Origin of the sequence: Dactylosporangium sp. NBC_01737, from assembly GCF_035963215.1 — a bacterium.
Lineage (GTDB): Bacteria > Actinomycetota > Actinomycetes > Mycobacteriales > Micromonosporaceae > Dactylosporangium.
The window spans coordinates 1938705-1954760 of sequence record NZ_CP109153.1 but is presented as its reverse complement, the minus strand read 5'-3'; the positions used below and the strand labels follow the sequence as shown (position 1 = coordinate 1954760).

The following is a 16056-nucleotide window of genomic DNA, read 5'->3' as shown; positions in this document are numbered from 1 at the left end:
CGGTGGCGGTGATGGATCTGCGGTATCTGAAGGAGCACCCGGCGCAGCTGCCGGTGTTCATCAAGCATCAGCGGATCCGCGAGACGCCGGTGCCCGGCGGGTCGATCTGCACCGCCCAGCGGCTCACCTTCGACGACGGCGGATCGATCTTCTGCAAGTCCCTCGCGGACCCGCCGGAGGGGTTCTTCGCCGCCGAGGCCGCCGGGCTGCGGTGGCTGCGGGAGTCCGGTGCGGTGCCGGTGCCGGAGGTCGTCGTCGAGCTGCCCGAGCTGCTCGCCCTCGAGTGGATCGAGCACGGCGAGGCCACCCCGGGCGGCGCCGAACGGCTCGGGCGGCGGCTGGCCACGCTGCATCGGGCGGGCGCGCCGTCGTTCGGGGCACCCTGGACCGGGTTCATCGGCACGGCACCGCTGCCGAACGACGCCTCCGACGGTCCCTGGCCGGCGTGGTTCGCGCAGCGGCGGCTGCTGCCCTTCCTGCGCATCTCGATCGACAACGGGGCGCTGACCGGCGCCGACGTCGCAGGTGTCGAGCGGGTGATCGCCGGCATCGAGGGGTACGGCGGCGCCGAACCCCCGAGCCGGATCCACGGTGATCTGTGGCCTGGCAACGTCCTCTGGGACCGTGACGGAGACGGCTGGCTCGTCGACCCGGCCGCGCACGGCGGGCACCGCGAGACCGACCTGGCGCTGCTCGGCCTGTGGGGCGGCGCGCCGCATTACGACCGGTTCCTGGCCGCTTACGGTGAGGTGTGGCCGCTCGCGGACGGCTGGCAGGACCGCGTCCCGCTGCACCGGCTCCATCTTCTGCTGGTACACACGGCGCTGTTCGGTGCCGCTTATCGTGAGTCGGTACGCTCCACGCTGCGAGCCCTCTGAACTGTCATACCGCTGGGGTACCGTTTCGGGCATGACGCTTTCGGAGCCGCCCGGTGCCGGTCTTGCCGACCGCCATGGCCGCGTGGCGACCGACCTGCGGGTCTCGCTGACCGACCGGTGCAACCTGCGCTGCACGTATTGCATGCCCGCCGAGGGCCTCGACTGGCTGCCCAATCCGACGCTGCTCACCGACGACGAGGTCGTGCGGCTGATCGGGGTCGCGGTCACCCAGTTGGGCATCACCGAGGTCCGCTTCACCGGCGGTGAGCCGCTGCTGCGCCGGGGGCTGGCCGGGATCGTGCGGGCCGTCGCAGCGATGCAGCCGCGCCCGAGCACCATGCTGACGACCAACGGTGTCGGCCTGGCCCGGCTCGCCGGGACGCTCGCCGAGGCGGGGCTCGATCGGGTCAACGTCTCGCTGGACACGGTCGACCCGGCCAGGTTCCAGACGCTGACCCGCCGCGACCGGCACGCCGACGTGCTCGCCGGGCTCGCCGCGTCCGCGGAGGCGGGCCTGGTGCCGGTGAAGATGAATGCGGTGCTGCTGCGCGGGGTCAATGACGACGAGGCGGTGCCGCTGCTGCGGTTCGCCCTCGAGCACGGCTATGAGCTGCGGTTCATCGAGCAGATGCCGCTGGATGCCGGGCACACCTGGCGGCGCGAGGAGATGGTGACCGGCGAGGAGATCCTCGGCCGGTTGCGCGAGGCGTTCGACCTGCGGCCCGATCCGGCGCTGCGCGGGGGTGCGCCCGCCGAGACCTGGCTGGTCGACGGCTATGCCGGCATCGGCGGAGGGCCGGCCCGGGTGGGCGTGATCGCGAGCGTGTCGCAGCCGTTCTGCGGCGCGTGTGACCGCACCCGGTTGACCGCCGACGGCTCGGTGCGCTCGTGCCTGTTCAGCCAGGACGAGACCGACCTGCGCGGTGCGCTGCGGGGCGGGGCCACCGACGGCGAGCTGGCCGATCTGTGGCGCAAGGCGATGTGGGCGAAGCCGGCCGGGCACGGCATCGACGACCCGAAGTTCCTGCAGCCTGCCCGTCCCATGTCGGCGATCGGGGGATGACCGCGGTGCTGCTCGTGCGCTATTTCGCCGGGGCCCGCGCGGCCGCCGGCGTGCCCGAGGAGAAGATCGAGGCGGCGACGCTCGGCGAGCTCGAGGCCGCCGTGACGGCGGGACGGCCGAAGCTCGCCTCGGTGCTCACGGCCTGTTCGTTCCTGGTCGACGGCACGTCCTGGCGCGACCGCGACGCGGCGCTGCCATCGACGGCGACGGTCGACGTCCTTCCACCATTCGCGGGCGGCTGAGCACGTGTTCATCGCGCTTTTCCTGGTCGTCGTGCTGCTCATCATCGGTGCAATCCACTGGTATCTGTGGAAGAGGCTGGTCAAGGACGTCGTCACCACGCGGCGCGGCCGGCGGGTCGGCACGCTGGTCATGGTGCTGCTCGGGGTGCTGATCCCGGTGACGCTGATCGGCTCGCGGGTGCTGCCGCTCAAGCAGCAGCCGGTGCTGGCGTGGCCGGGGTTCCTGTGGCTGGCGCTGATGTTCTACCTGCTGGTGACGCTGGCGCTGCTGGAGCTGCCGCGGCTGGCGCTGCGCGGCTGGACCCGGCGGACGGCGCCACAGCCTGTGGATAACTCTGTGGACAGCAGTGTGCTGCCTGTGGACAGTGCGGCCCGACCTGTGCAGGGCGGTGTGGACGAGCCGGGCCTCGCTGTGGACAGCGGAGCCGGGGCGGTCGACGGCGCCGCGGCCGGGGTTGGAGACGGCACCGCCGCCGAGACGGCGCGGTCCTCGGCGGAGCCGTTGCCGGCGGCGGTCGAGGGACGTTTCGATCCGTCCCGCCGGCTGCTGCTCGGGCGGTCGCTGGCGGCGACGGCGGGGGTCCTGTCCGTGGCGGCCGTCGGCATCGGCACCTGGCAGGCGAAGAGCGCGCCGGTGCTGAAGCGGGTCCCGATCCGCCTGGCGAAGCTCCCGGCGAGCATGGCCGGCTTCAAGATCGCGCTGGTGTCGGACATCCACCTCGGGCCGCTGCTGGGCAAATCACACACCGAGCGGATCGTGCGGATCATCAACTCCGTCGACGCCGACCTGGTCGCGATCGTCGGCGACCTGGTCGACGGCTCGGTCGCGGAGCTCGGCCCGGCCGCCGAGCCGCTGCAGGACCTGAAGTCGCGGCACGGCAGTTTCTTCGTCACCGGCAACCACGAGTATTTCTCCGGCTATCAGGAGTGGATCGACGAGGTCAACTCGCTCGGTGTCCGGGTGCTGCGCAACGAGCGGCTCGACGTCCAGGGCCTGGACCTCGCCGGCGTCAACGACGTCACCGGCGAGGACGTGGGCGACGGACCCGACTTCGCCAAGGCGCTCGACGGCCGTGACACCTCACGGCCGGTGGTGATGCTCGCCCACCAGCCGGTCCAGGCGCACGAGGCGGCGAAGCGCGGCGTCGACCTGCAGCTGTCCGGGCACACGCACGGCGGGCAGATGGTGCCGTTCAACCTGCTGGTCGGCCTGGAGGCGCCGGTCGTGGCCGGTCTCGGCACGGTCGACGGCACCCAGGTCTACGTGACGCGGGGTGCCGGGTTCTGGGGTCCGCCGGTGCGTTTCGGGGCGCCGCCGGACATCTCGATCGTTGAGCTGCACGGCGCGTAGCGGGCGGCGGCCGGTGGGCGTGTGACAGGATGCGGCGTGCCTTCGAACGTCTCCGACCACTCGTTCGTCGCCGATCTGCACATCCACTCGAAGTATTCCCGGGCGTGCAGTCGCGACCTCAGCATCGAGACGCTCACCTGGTGGGCCCGGCGCAAGGGCATCACGCTGCTCGGCACCGGCGACTTCACCCATCCGGCCTGGCACGACCACCTGCGTGAGGCGCTCGTGCCGGCGGAGCCGGGCCTGTTCCGCCTCCATCCGGACCGCGAGGCGGACATCCTGCGGCGCCTGCCCGGCCGCCTGTCCGACGGCGCCGACGGTTCGCCGGTCCGGTTCATGCTGTCGGTCGAGATCTCCACGATCTACAAGCGCGGCGACCGCACCCGCAAGGTCCACCACCTGATCTACCAGCCGGACTTCGAGGCGGCCGCCAGGTTCAACACGGCGCTCGGGCGGATCGGCAACCTCGGCTCCGACGGTCGGCCGATCCTCGGCCTGGACTCGCGGGACCTGCTCGAGATCACGCTGGAGGCGAGCCCCGACGGGTTCCTGGTGCCGGCGCACATCTGGACGCCGTGGTTCTCCGCGCTGGGCTCCAAGTCGGGCTTCGACGCGATCGCCGACTGCTACGCCGACCTGGCCGAGCACATCTTCGCGGTCGAGACCGGCCTGTCGTCGGACCCCGCGATGAACTGGCGGGTGTCGTCGCTGGACCGCTACCGGCTGGTGTCCAACTCCGACGCGCACTCCCCGCCGGCCCTGGCGCGCGAGGCGACGCTGCTGACCAGCGAGCTGGACTACTTCAAGGTCCGCGACGCGCTGCGCACCGGCGACGGCCTGGCCGGCACCATCGAGTTCTTCCCCGAGGAGGGCAAGTATCACGGCGACGGGCACCGCGCCTGTGACGTGAACTGGCTCCCGGCGCAGACCCGCGAGGCCGAGGGCCTCTGCCCGGTCTGCGGCAAGGCACTCACCGTCGGGGTCCTGCACCGGGTCGAGGAGCTCGCCGACCGTCCCGACGGATACGTGCCGCCCGGCGCGCCCCAGGTCACCCACCTGATCCAGCTGCACGAGATCCTCGGCGAGATCCACGGCGTCGGCCCGAAGTCCAAGACCGTCGACGCCGCGCTGACGTCGCTGGTCGCGGAGCTGGGCTCGGAGCTGGCGATCCTGCGTGAGGTGCCGATCGACGAGATCAGCCGCGTCGGCGGGGAGCTGCTCGGCGAGGGCATCGGCCGGCTGCGCCGCGGCGAGGTCAGCCGCACGCCAGGGTTCGACGGGGAATACGGGATCATCAAGCTCTTCGCACCGGACGAGCTGCGCTCCGGCGGGATGCAAGAGGACGTGCTGTTCGACGTACCGATGCCGACGCTGCCGAAACAGCGCAAGGCGGAGTCGACGCCCAAGCCCGCCGCCAAACGCCGCCGGCCCGCTCCCGTCGAGGAGCCCCCGCCGCCCCCGATCTCCTCACCCGCGTCGCCGCATGAGCCGCTCGAGCCGATGCTGGCGGGAATGGAGGAGGTCGGCACGGGCCTGCTCGACCGGCTGGACGCGTTGCAGCGGGTGGCGGCCTCCGCGCCGGGCGGTCCACTGCTGATCGTGGCCGGCCCCGGCACCGGCAAGACCCGGACGCTCACGCACCGCATCGCGTACCTGTGCGCGGAGCTGGACGTGTATCCGGAGGAGTGCCTGGCGATCACATTCACCCGGCGGGCCGCGGAGGAGCTGCGGGAGCGGCTGGAGGGCCTGCTCGGGCCGGTGACCGAGGCGGTGACCGTGTCGACGTTCCACGCGCTGGGGCTGTCGATCCTGCGGGAGCACGCCGCCGCGGTCGGGCTGACCCCGAAGTTCCGCATCGCGGAGGAGGCCGACCTGCTCGCGGCGCTGGACCCGCTGTCGGAGCGGGAGGCGCGCCGGGCGCTCGCCGCGATGGAGCCGTCGACCGTCGAGGCCCTGGCCAAGGCGTTGCGGGCCCGGGACATGGTGTCGCTCGACGAGCTGCTGACGCTGAGCGTGCAGCTGCTCACCGAGTCGCCGGCGCTGGTCGAGCGCTACCGGGACCGCTGGCAGTGGATCTTCGTCGACGAATACCAGGACGTCGACCCGGTGCAATACGAGCTGCTGCGGCTGCTGTGCCCGCCCGGCGGCAACCTCTGCGCGATCGGCGACCCCGACCAGGCGATCTACTCGTTCCGCGGTGCCGAGGTCTCGTTCTTCCTGCGCTTCTCCGCCGACTTCTCCACCTCGGAGATCGACGCCCGGATCGTGCGGCTGACCCGCAACTACCGCTCGTCTGCGCCGATCCTCGCCGCGGCGGTGCAGGCGATCGCGCCGACGACCCTGGTCCCGGGGCGGCGTCTCGACCCTGCGCGGCTGGACCTCGAGGCGCCGATGGTCGGGCTGTATCCGGCCATGTCGGTCGCCGACGAGGCCGACTTCGTGGTGCGCACCGTCGACGAGCTGGTCGGCGGCCTGTCGCACCGCTCGCACGACAACCGGGTCGATTCGAGGGCGGCGGTCGGCGCGATGTCGTTCTCGGACATCGCCGTGCTGTACCGCACGGACTCGCAGGCCGCGCCGGTCGTCGACGCCCTGTCACGGGCGGGCGTGCCGGTGCAGAAGCGCTCGCACGACCGGCTGCTGGACCGGCCCGGTGTCGCCGCCATCGCCCGCGAGCTGCGCTTCGCGACCGGGCTGGGCGGGTCGATCGCGGCCCGGGTGCGGCTGGCCGGGCAGGTCGTCGCGGGGCGCTGCGGGCAACTCGACACCGACGTGATCGGGCTGACCGAGGCCGACGTGTGGACCGCGGTCGAGCTGATGACGCCGCCGGCGTTGCGGGCCGGCAGCGACCTGGACGAGTTCCTGGGCGCGCTGGCCACCGGCGCCGAGGTCGACGGCTGGGACCCGCGCGCGGACCGGGTGACGCTGCTGACGCTGCACGCGTCGAAGGGGCTCGAGTTTCCCGTCGTGTTCCTCGTCGGCTGCGAGGACGGGCTGCTGCCACTGCGGATGCCCGGCTCGCAGGGCCGCTCCGAGGACGACGTCGCGGAGGAGCGCCGGTTGTTCTTCGTCGGGCTGACCCGGGCGCAGGACCGGCTCTTCCTGTCGCACAGCCGGACGCGCTTCCGGCACGGGTCGGAGCGTGACATGGCGCCGACGCCGTTCCTGTCGTCCATCGACCCTGGACTGTTGGAGCGGCGGGGCCCCGCCGCGCCCCGCAAACCCAAGGACCGGCAGCTCCGCCTTATCTGAACCCCGACCTGTCGTAAATCCGTGAGGTGGAAGTGTCGGGGGGTGGCGCTACCGTAGCTGCATCGACGCAACTAGGCTGCCTGGAGCTTCGCGGAGCAGGAGGATCACATGTCGGGTTACGGACCGCCGGGGCCGTACCAGGGCCAACCGCAGGACCCCTGGCAGGGCGGCCAGCAGGACCCCTATGGCCAGCCGGACCCTTATGGTCCGCCGCCGGGACCGTATGGGCAGCAGCCTGACCCCTATGGCCAGCCGGATCCTTACGGTCAGCCACCGCAGTGGGGGCAGCAGCCGCAGTCGGGCGGCCCTTATGGCGGCAACTATGGACAGACCGGCACCTATCAGCAGCCCGCCTACGGCCAGCCCGGTCCCGGCATGGGTGGTCCGCCGGCCGCACCGCCGCGCCGGAGGGGCTCCGGTGGCACGGTGGCGCTCGTCATCGTCCTGGTGCTGCTGCTGTGCGGCGGTGGCGCCGCCGGCATCTGGTATGTCCTGAAGGACAACAAGACCACGCCCACCACGACCTCGCCGACGCCGAAGGCGAGCACCTCGACGAAGTCGTCGTCCAGCGCCGCGCCGAGCGGTGCGGCCTCGTCGGCCGGCGTGCAGCCCGGCGACGCCAAGACGGTGAAGGTCGGCGAGTGCCTCACCAACCAGGGCACCGCGGATGTGCCGCGGATGGTGAAGACCGCCTGCGCGCCGACGACCTTCGAGGTGCTGAAGCGGTTCGAGGGCACCTCCGACAAGGAGAAGTGCAACTCCGTCACCGGCTACACCCACAACTACTTCTACAAGGCCACGCCGGAGTCGTTCTCCTTCGTGCTCTGCATGAAGCTCCGTCCCTGACCTTTTCGCCCGGATTTCGACGGCGCGCCGACCCATGGCGCGCCGTCGAACATTTGTATGACCCCCTTGCGCGGCGCCCCTGAGGGCGTGTAGTACATTAGTTCGAGCGCGGCAGACGGTGACTTGATGCACCGATCTAAGCCTTTCTTGCGTGTGCCCTAGACTGCCCTAGACAAGGCACGACACGCCACAAGGATGTTCTATGCGGTTCTAGCGTTTTGGCTAGAGACGCCGATACGGTGCGATTCGTGGATCCCGTTCGCAACCCTTACGCGCCCGGCGCAGGGCAGCGGCCCCCAGAGCTCGCCGGCCGTGACCGTGAGCTGCGGGCCTTCGAGGTCGTCCTCGAGCGCGTCGCCCGCGGGCGACCCGAGCGCTCGTTGATGCTCACCGGTCTGCGCGGCGTCGGCAAGACCGTGCTGCTCAACACGCTACGCTCGCAGGCGATCTCACGTTTGTGGGGCACCGGCAAGATCGAGGCGCGGCCCGATCAGTCGCTGCGCCGGCCGCTGTCCGCGGCACTGCACATGGCGATCCGGGAGCTCGCCCCGCACCACCGGGCGCCGGACCGGATCGACGAGTTCCTCGGGGTGCTGAAGGCGTTCGCGATCCGCGAGGACCCCAACAAGCCGCCGGCGAAGCTGCGCGACCGGTGGCAGCCGGGGATCGACGTGCCGGCGACCACGGGCCGCGCCGACTCCGGCGACATCGAGATCGACCTGGTCGAGCTGTTCACTGACGCGGCGAGCGTGGCCACCGACGTCGGCACCGGCGTGGCGATCTTCATCGACGAGATGCAGGACCTGTCCGCCGACGACATCTCGGCAATGTGTGCGGCGTGCCACGAGCTGTCGCAGACGGGTGCGCCGCTGATCGTGGTCGGCGCCGGCCTGCCGCACCTGCCGGCGCTGCTGACCGCGTCGAAGTCCTACTCTGAGCGGCTCTTCCGTTACCAGCGCATCGACCGGCTCGACCGCATCGCCGCGGACCTCGCCCTCACCGCACCTGCGATGCGTGAGGAGGTCGAATACGAGGCGAAGGCGCTCGACGCGCTCTACGAGGCCTCGGGTGGCTACCCGTACTTCGTGCAGGCCTACGGCAAGGCGACCTGGGACCACGCGCCGCACTCGCCGATCACGGCCGCCGACGTGCGGGTCGCGGCGCCCGAGGCGGAGGCGGAGCTGGCCGTCGGCTTCTTCGGCTCCCGCTACGAACGTGCCACGCCGGCCGAGCGCGAATACATGCGCACGATGGCGACCCTCCTGCCGGCGGTCGACGTCTCCGAGGCGGTGCCGACCGCGGAGATCGCCCGCAGCCTGGGCCGCCGCCCGGCGAGCCTCTCCCCGGCCCGCGACGCCCTCATCAAGAAGGGCCTCATCTACTCCGGGGAGCGCGGCACGGTCGCTTTCACGGTGCCGCACTTCGCCCGGTACATCCGCTCGCAGCCCTCCGAGTAGCTCCGTCGGCTAGCTCTTCGCCCTCTCGATGATCCCGCGCAGGTCCCGGCGCTCGATGGCGGCGGCCATCAGCTCGGGAAAGACGTCGGGCGTGCAGGCGAACGCCGGCACCCCGAGCGCCGCGAGCGCCGCGGCGTTCTCGTGGTCGTAGTCCGGCGCCCCCTCGTCCGACAGCGCCAGCAGCGTGATCACCTGCACGCCGGCGGAGGTCATGGCGGCCACCCGCCGGAGCATCTCCTCGCGGACGCCGCCCTCGTACAGGTCGCTGATCAGCACGAAGATCGTGTCGCGTGGGCGGGTGATGAGCTGCTGGCCGTACGCGATGGCGCGGTTGATGTCCGTGCCGCCGCCGAGCTGGGTGCCGAACAGCACGTCGACCGGGTCCGCGAGCTGGTCGGTCAGGTCGACCACGGCGGTGTCGAACACCACCAGCGACGTCTTCAGCGACCGCATCGAGGCGAGCACCGCGGCGAACACTCCCGAGTACACGACGGACGCCGCCATCGAGCCGGACTGGTCGACGCACAGCACGACGTCGCGCTGCACCGACTGGGCGCGGCGCCCGTAACCGATCAGCCGCTCCGGGACGATCGTGCGGTGCTCGGCCTGGTAGTGCTTGAGATTCGCCCGGATGGTCCGGTTCCAGTCGATGTCGTGGTGCCGCGGCCGGTTGATCCGCGCGGCCCGGTTGAGCGCCCCGGCCAGCGCGGTCCTGGTCGGCTGGGCGATGCGCCGCTCCAGCTCGGTGACGACCTTCGTGACGACCTTGCGCGCGGCCCGTTTGCTCTTGTCGGGCATGACCCGGTTGAGCGACAGCAGCGTCCCGACGAGGTGCACGTCGGGTTCGACGGCGTCGAGCATCTCCGGCTCGAGCAGCAGCCGGGTCAGGTCGAGCCGCTCGATCGCGTCCGCCTGCATCACCTGCACGACCGTCGACGGGAAGTACTGCCGGATGTCGCCGAGCCAGCGCGCGACTCGTGGCGCCGACGCGCCGAGTCCCGCGCCGCGCTGGCTGCCGGTGCCCTCGCCGCCGTCGTACAGGGCGCCGAGCGCAGCGTCGATCGATACGTCGGCGCCGGTGAGGCCGTAGCCGGTGCCTTCGCCGCCGGACGCGCCGCCCAGCGCCAGGCGCCACCGGCGGAGCCGCTCGTCCTGGCTGGTGTCTTCCTCATCCATCGTGGAGCTCCTTGCCCAGCAGCCGTGCCACGACCGGCAGCAGCAGCGCGCCGCGGTCCGGGTCCACCTGGTCGTCGTGCTCGGCGGCGCGGGGACGCCCGTCGGTGCCGATGTGCGCGGCCCGCTCGCCGATCATGCGTCGTTGCGGGGCCGGGTAGCCGCTGAACGTCCGTCGCAGCAGCGGCAGCACCTCGACGAACCCGTCCGCCGGGATACCGGTCAGCCAGGCGTCGACCAGCGCCAGCAGCCGCTCGTCGTGGACCAGCAGCAGCCCGTCGCCGGCGAGGAAGCCCTCGATCCACGCGGCGGCCTTGGCGACCGGTACCCCGACCGTCAGCACCAACGCCATCCTGGCGCCGATGTCGTCGGCGTCGACGGTGCCCGCGTCGAGCAGCAGCCGGCTCATCCGCCCTGTCAGCAGCCCGTGCAGGTCGTCACGGGTGGACAGGCCACCGAGCAGCGCCTGCCACCGCTGGCTGGCATCGGCGTCGTCGATCAGCGCCAGCGCACCCTGTACACCATCGATGCGATCACGCATCACGGCCGCCGCCGCGTCGTCGAGCCCGCCGACCGCCGCGGGCAGCCCCACACAGACCCTCGTGATCATCCCGTGGGTCACCGACCGCAGCGCCGACAGGTCCGTGCCGCGCACGTCGCCGTATCGCAGCGTCCGGGCGAGCGCGGGCAGCGCGTCCATCAGGTGCGCGACGTCGGCGTCGAGGGCCATCCGCTCGTCGAGCGCGTCGAGCACGCCCGGCAGCGCGTCCGGCAGGTCCGCCAGCAGGCACCGCTCGACCAGCGCCGTCACGTCGGCCAGGGTCTCGGCCTCGGCCGCCTGCTCCGCGACCCGAGCGGTCGCCGCCTCCCGGACCGTGGTCCCGTACACGCCGGCCTCGACCAGATCGACGGCGAACTCCGGCTGCCACGCGATCTGCCACGACTCCCAGAACGTGCCGCGACCCTTCCTGTTGGCCAGCACCTGACCCCAGTCCACGCCCAGCAGCCGCAGCCGGTGCAGCAGCTGGCTGCGCTGCAGGTCCAGGTCGCGGCGCAGGTCCAGGTCGATCTCGCGGCTGCTCACCGCCGGCTGGAGCCGCAGGCGGCGCTGGCTGCTGGCCACGTCCCGCGCGATCGGCACCCCCGGCGTCTGGTCCGGCACCCGCCCGAGCCGGTCACCGACCACCAACCGCCGGTTGATCAGGCTGAGCCGCAGGTCGTCCCCGTCGCAGAGCACCGCGTGCGCGGCGTCGGTGACCTCGGCGAGCCCGGCGAGCGGCCGCCCGCGCATCGTCGCGAGCGCCTCGGCTAGCCGGGTCGCCTCGATGACGTGCGCGCTGGACACCGGCACGCCGTCCTTGCGCAGCACGCCCGCCGCCCGCACCAGCCACCGCGCCACGACGTGCTCGTCCACGGCGGTGAACAGATGGTGATACCAGCCCGGCGACCGCACCCCTGCGCCGTACCCCTGCCACGACGCCAGCCGCGCATGGGTCCACGGCACCCAGGTCATCGCGACCTTGACCTTCGGCAACCCCTTGAGCACCGCCGCGTCGGAGGACGCACTGGGCAGCGGCGCGGTCAACGCCGGCACGTGCCACGCCCCGCACACGACGGCGACCCGGTCGAACTCCTTCGCCGCCGCCCGCAGCGCCTGCCGCATGTACGCCTCGCGCCGCTCCTCGTCCACCCGCTCGGCCTCGGGTGGCGCCGGCGCGTGGGCCCGCACGACGGTCATCGCCTCGGCGATCGCCGCGAAGGGCGCGACCGCTGCGGCCAGCCGCTCCTCGTCGATGTCGGGCTCGACGGCAAACAACGACCCCGCCCCACCCAGCCCGTCGGCGACGCTCTCCGCAGCGGGGCTTCCCCCGGTGCTGCCCGCAGTGGGGCTTCCCGCGGCGGTGCTTTCTGCGCCGCTTTTCGCGGCGGCGCGGCCAGCCTCGGAGTTCCCCGCCGAGGTGCTTCCTGCGGCGGTGCTGCCCGCGACGGTGCTGCCCGCAGCGGCGTCCCCCGCCGAGGTGCTTCCCATGGCGGCGTCTGCCGCCAAGGTGCTTCCCATGGCGGCGCGGCCGACCTCGGCGTTCCCCGCCGAGGCGCCTCCTGTGTCGGTGCTGCCCGCGGCGGTGCTGCCCCGGCGGTGCTGCCCGCGGCGGTGCTGCCCGCGGCGGTGCTGCCCGCGGCGGGGTCCCCCGCCGAAATGCTCCCCCTGGCGGCGTCTCGCTCCGAGGTGCTTCCCGCGGCGCGGCCGGCGTCGGAGTTCCCCGCCGAGGTGCTTCCTGCGGCGGTGCTGCCCGCGGCGGCGTCTCCCTCTGAAGTGCTCCCCGTGGCGCCGCTCCCCACGCCGGTGCTCCCCGTGGCGCCGCTCACCACGCCGGTGCTCCCCGTGGCGCCGCTCCCCACGCCGGTGCTCCCCGCCGAGGTGCTTCCCGCGGTGGCGCCTTCCGCCGTGATGCCGCCGCCGCTGCCCTGCTCCGGGGCGTGTCCGGCGGGACCGGCTCCGCTCGCCGGTTTCCATCCAGCGTCGGCGCCCCCGGCGTCGGCGCGCTGGGCTTCGCCGGTGGAGCCACCAAGGCGGCCCAGGGGTGGAATCGTCGGCAGCTCCCGTCGGTGCTCGACGACGTCCTCCCACCAGCGCTCGGGATCGTCGTAGCCGGCGGCCTCGGCCAGAGCGCCGATCGGGTCGATGCGGACCGTGTCGTCGGCGGGGGTCGGCGCGGCGGGTGTGGCGACGGCGAGACGGACCGCCGCGGGCAGGTCGATGAAGCGGACCGGGATGTCGCACGCGACCGCCCACCGGATCGCCTGCCATTCGGGGGAGAACTCGGCGAACGGCCAGAACGACGCCCGCAGCTTCGGGTCGGGGTTGTCGGCCGGGTACGCCAGCAGCGCCACCGGAGCCCGCATGTCCTCGTGCCCGGCGAACGGCACCAGCGGATCGGCCTCCGGGGGGCCCTCGATGAGAATCACGTCGGGCTGGAACGCGGCCAGGGCACGGCGCACCGCCCGCGCCGAGCCTGGTCCGTGGTGGCGCACCCCGAGCAGCAGCGGATCACTCACCGCGACGGGCCGCCCGGTAGAAGTCGCGCCAGCCTTCTCGCTCCCTGATCACCGTCTCCAGATACTCCTGCCATACGACCTGGTCGGAGACCGGGTCCTTGACGACCGCGCCGAGGATGCCGGCCGCGACGTCGCCGGCGCGCAGCACCCCGTCGCCGAAGTGCGCGGCGAGCGCGAGGCCGTTGGTGACCACGGAGATCGCCTCCGCCGTGGACAGGGTGCCGCTGGGCGACTTCAGCTTGGTGCGCCCGTCCTCGGTGGCGCCGTTGCGCAGCTCCCGGAACACGGTCACCACCCGGCGGATCTCGTCGACCGCGGGCGGCAGCTCGGGCAGCTCCAGCGCCTTGCCCAGCGCGGTCACCCGGCGCGACACGATGTCGACCTCCTCCTCGACCCCGGCCGGCACGGGCAGCACCACGGTGTTGAACCGGCGGCGCAGCGCGGAGGACAGCTCGTTGACGCCGCGGTCGCGGTTGTTGGCGGTGGCGATCACGTTGAACCCCTTGCGGGCCTGCACCTCCTCGCCGAGCTCGGGCACCGGCAGGGTCTTCTCGGACAGCACCGTGATCAGGCTGTCCTGCACGTCGGACGGGACACGGGTCAGCTCCTCGATCCGCGCGATCTTCCCGTCGGCCATGGCACGCAGGACGGGGCTGGGCACGAGCGCGGCCCGGCTGGGCCCTTCCGACAGCAGGCGGGCATAGTTCCAGCCGTAGCGGATCGCCTCCTCGGGGGTGCCCGCCGTGCCCTGGACCAGCAGCGTCGAGTCTCCGCTGACCGCCGCCGCGAGGTGCTCGGACACCCAGGTCTTGGCGGTGCCCGGCACCCCGAGCAGCAGCAGCGCCCGGTCTGTGGCAAGGGTCGCGACCGCGACCTCCATCAGCCGGCGCGACCCGACGTACTTCGGGATGATCACCGTGCCGTCGGCGGCGGCCCCGCCGAGCAGGTAGGTCACCACGGCCGTCGGGGACAGCAACCATCCCGGCGGCCGCGGCCGGTCGTCCCCGGCGGCCAGTGCGGCCAGCTCGGCGGCGAACTCGTCCTCGGCGTGCCGCCGCTGGACTGCCTGCGCTTCGACTGTGCTGGTCACGCGAGCTCCTCGAGCATGTCTTGTCGGAACCGGAGGGTGTCGGCGAAACGGCCGACGATGGAGGACATCGGATCATCGGACGCCAGCCCGGCGGCGAGCTTGACGGCCCGGTCCGCGGCGCCGGCGGGCAGTCGCAGCGCGGCCAGCTCACACAGCCCGGCCAGCCGCCACCCCGCCGATCGGCGGCCGCCGAGGTCGTCGAGCGCGGCGAACACCGCCTCGACGAGCGCCGGCGGCCACGGTCGCGGGCACAGCTCCAGCACGTGCTCGACGCCGACCGCGGCCGCGCCGGCCAGCCCGCGACGCAGGACCTCGACCGCGATCGCGGACAGCGCGTCGGATGGCAACGCGTCATACAGCGCCTCGAGCAGCAGCCGGTCGTCGGGCCGCCCACCGGCCGCGACCTCCTCGGTCAGCTGGCCGGTCAGCGCGGTCGCCCACGGAGCGTCGCGCTGCCCGGCCGCGGCTCGGGCGAGGCCGCGACGCAGGACCGCGGCCCACTCGTCGGTGACGGGCAGGCGCAGGAACTCATCCGGCTCGCCCCACACCCGCAGCGGCGTCCGGGTGAGCAACTCCTCCAGCCACCAGGCCCGCTCGCCCACACCGACCGGAGGTCGCGGCGTGATCCCGTCGCGGCGCATCGCCTTGTCGCATGCAGCAGGAGGAACGACCACGATCCGCCCGCCGCTGACCCGCACACTGGCCGTCGAGCGCTCAGCCATCCGCCGCGCATACGCGGAGTCGGGCAGCAGCGCGAGCAGCTCGACCGCGGCGGCCCGCACCTCCTTGCGCCGGTCGTCGAGCGCCGTCTCCAGCAGCACCTCGTCCGCGCCGGACAGGCCGGTGGCCAGCGCCCCCAGCAGGGCGGCCCGGTCATCCGGCGTCTCCGACGGCCACGCGGCGCGCAGCAGGTCGCGGGCCGCGTCGGGATCCCGGCGCCGCAGCGCGGTCAGGAACCCCACCCGCCGCCCGATCGACCCGAGCTCCCACGCGCTGCCGTCGTCGGCGGGACCGTCGATCGTCGCGGTGACGAGGTAGCCCCAGTCGGGCCGCTGGGCCGCCAGCCACTCCGCCCGCGGACCGCCCGCCGCGGCGATCAGGTTCCGCAGAATCCGGTGCCGGCGACCGACCTCCAACAGCGCGGGCAGCAGCTCGCCGGGCACCCGCCGCGCCCCGACCGCACCCAGCCACTCCGCGAGCAGCTCCAGCCGCCCGTCGGCGTCGCGCACCGGCGTCGCGTTGCTGGAGCCGTAACCTGCGGCGTCCACCGCGAGCAGGTCCGCCGCGCGAGCCGACGCCGGCCACGGCACCAGCGGGATCCCGGAGTCGTCCGGCGCGGCCACGGGCACCGGCACGCCGGAGCGCGCCGCGACACCGGCCCGCCGATACATCGTCAGCGCGGCCGCCGCGTCGAGCAGCACCTCGGCGGGGTCGCCGTCACCGGCCGGTAGGTGCCGCCGCTGCGTCCCGACCAGCGCCGTCGCCAGCACGTCGCCCCACTCCGGCAACCCGCTCATGCCATCACCTCCGCCACGCACCGATGCGAGCCTGCGCCACACCCGCCACCACGACAAACGCCGCCGCCATGCAACGAACCGCCAACGTCCGTGACCGAACTCCCGCCGATTGGAACGCCGTCGGAACCCG

At 73.0% G+C, this 16056-nt stretch carries 12 protein-coding genes; 7 read left to right on the top strand and 5 right to left on the bottom strand.

Annotation, left to right across the window (positions count from 1 at the left end; genetic code table 11):
• The first annotated feature begins 11 nt into the window (after nt 1-11).
• The 7 genes from OHA72_RS08460 (at nt 12) to OHA72_RS08430 (ending at nt 9089) form a co-directional block, all read left to right on the top strand.
• The gene (locus OHA72_RS08460; protein WP_327007275.1) at nt 12-878 is read left to right on the top strand and encodes a fructosamine kinase family protein; all 867 of its coding nucleotides are present in this window, start codon (nt 12-14) and stop codon (nt 876-878) included.
• Between the two features lie 31 nt (nt 879-909).
• Nucleotides 910-1941, top strand: coding sequence for a GTP 3',8-cyclase MoaA (gene moaA, locus OHA72_RS08455; RefSeq protein WP_327007274.1), 1032 nt, complete (start codon nt 910-912; stop codon nt 1939-1941).
• Nucleotides 1938-2183 (top strand): MoaD/ThiS family protein, encoded by a 246-nt coding sequence (locus OHA72_RS08450; RefSeq protein WP_327007273.1) that lies wholly within the window; start codon nt 1938-1940, stop codon nt 2181-2183. Before moaA ends, OHA72_RS08450 begins: the two co-directional genes overlap by 4 nt.
• Nucleotides 2184-2193: 10 nt before the next feature.
• A complete protein-coding gene (locus OHA72_RS08445) occupies nt 2194-3534 on the top strand; it encodes a metallophosphoesterase (RefSeq protein ID WP_442788706.1) in 1341 nt (446 codons plus the stop codon).
• A 36-nt stretch (nt 3535-3570) separates the two neighbouring features.
• Nucleotides 3571-6786 carry a UvrD-helicase domain-containing protein gene (locus OHA72_RS08440; RefSeq protein ID WP_327007271.1) on the top strand — a complete coding sequence of 1072 codons (3216 nt, stop codon included), beginning with the start codon at nt 3571-3573 and terminating at the stop codon, nt 6784-6786.
• Between the two features lie 426 nt (nt 6787-7212).
• Complete coding sequence (locus OHA72_RS08435; RefSeq protein ID WP_327007270.1) at nt 7213-7632, top strand: LppU/SCO3897 family protein; 420 nt, start codon at nt 7213-7215, stop codon at nt 7630-7632.
• Between the two features lie 248 nt (nt 7633-7880).
• Entirely contained in the window at nt 7881-9089 is a 1209-nt protein-coding gene (locus OHA72_RS08430; RefSeq protein WP_327007269.1) for an ATP-binding protein, read from the top strand.
• 9 nt (nt 9090-9098) lie between these two features.
• On the opposite strand, the gene OHA72_RS08425 is transcribed toward OHA72_RS08430, so the two are convergent.
• The 5 genes from OHA72_RS08425 to OHA72_RS08405 are packed head-to-tail and all read right to left on the bottom strand — an operon-like array spanning nt 9099 to nt 15926.
• The gene (locus tag OHA72_RS08425; RefSeq protein WP_327007268.1) at nt 9099-10265 is read right to left on the bottom strand and encodes a VWA domain-containing protein; all 1167 of its coding nucleotides are present in this window, start codon (nt 10263-10265) and stop codon (nt 9099-9101) included.
• Nucleotides 10258-12078 (bottom strand): DUF5682 family protein, encoded by a 1821-nt coding sequence (locus OHA72_RS08420; protein ID WP_327007267.1) that lies wholly within the window; start codon nt 12076-12078, stop codon nt 10258-10260. Before OHA72_RS08420 ends, OHA72_RS08425 begins: the two co-directional genes overlap by 8 nt.
• Nucleotides 11997-13319, bottom strand: a complete 1323-nt coding sequence (locus OHA72_RS08415; RefSeq protein ID WP_327007266.1) for a DUF5682 family protein — start codon at nt 13317-13319, stop codon at nt 11997-11999. The genes OHA72_RS08420 and OHA72_RS08415 overlap by 82 nt, the downstream gene beginning before the upstream one ends.
• The gene (locus OHA72_RS08410; protein WP_327007265.1) at nt 13312-14409 is read right to left on the bottom strand and encodes an ATP-binding protein; all 1098 of its coding nucleotides are present in this window, start codon (nt 14407-14409) and stop codon (nt 13312-13314) included. Before OHA72_RS08410 ends, OHA72_RS08415 begins: the two co-directional genes overlap by 8 nt.
• Nucleotides 14406-15926 (bottom strand): DUF5691 domain-containing protein, encoded by a 1521-nt coding sequence (locus OHA72_RS08405; protein WP_327007264.1) that lies wholly within the window; start codon nt 15924-15926, stop codon nt 14406-14408. Before OHA72_RS08405 ends, OHA72_RS08410 begins: the two co-directional genes overlap by 4 nt.
• Nucleotides 15927-16056 lie beyond the last annotated feature (130 nt).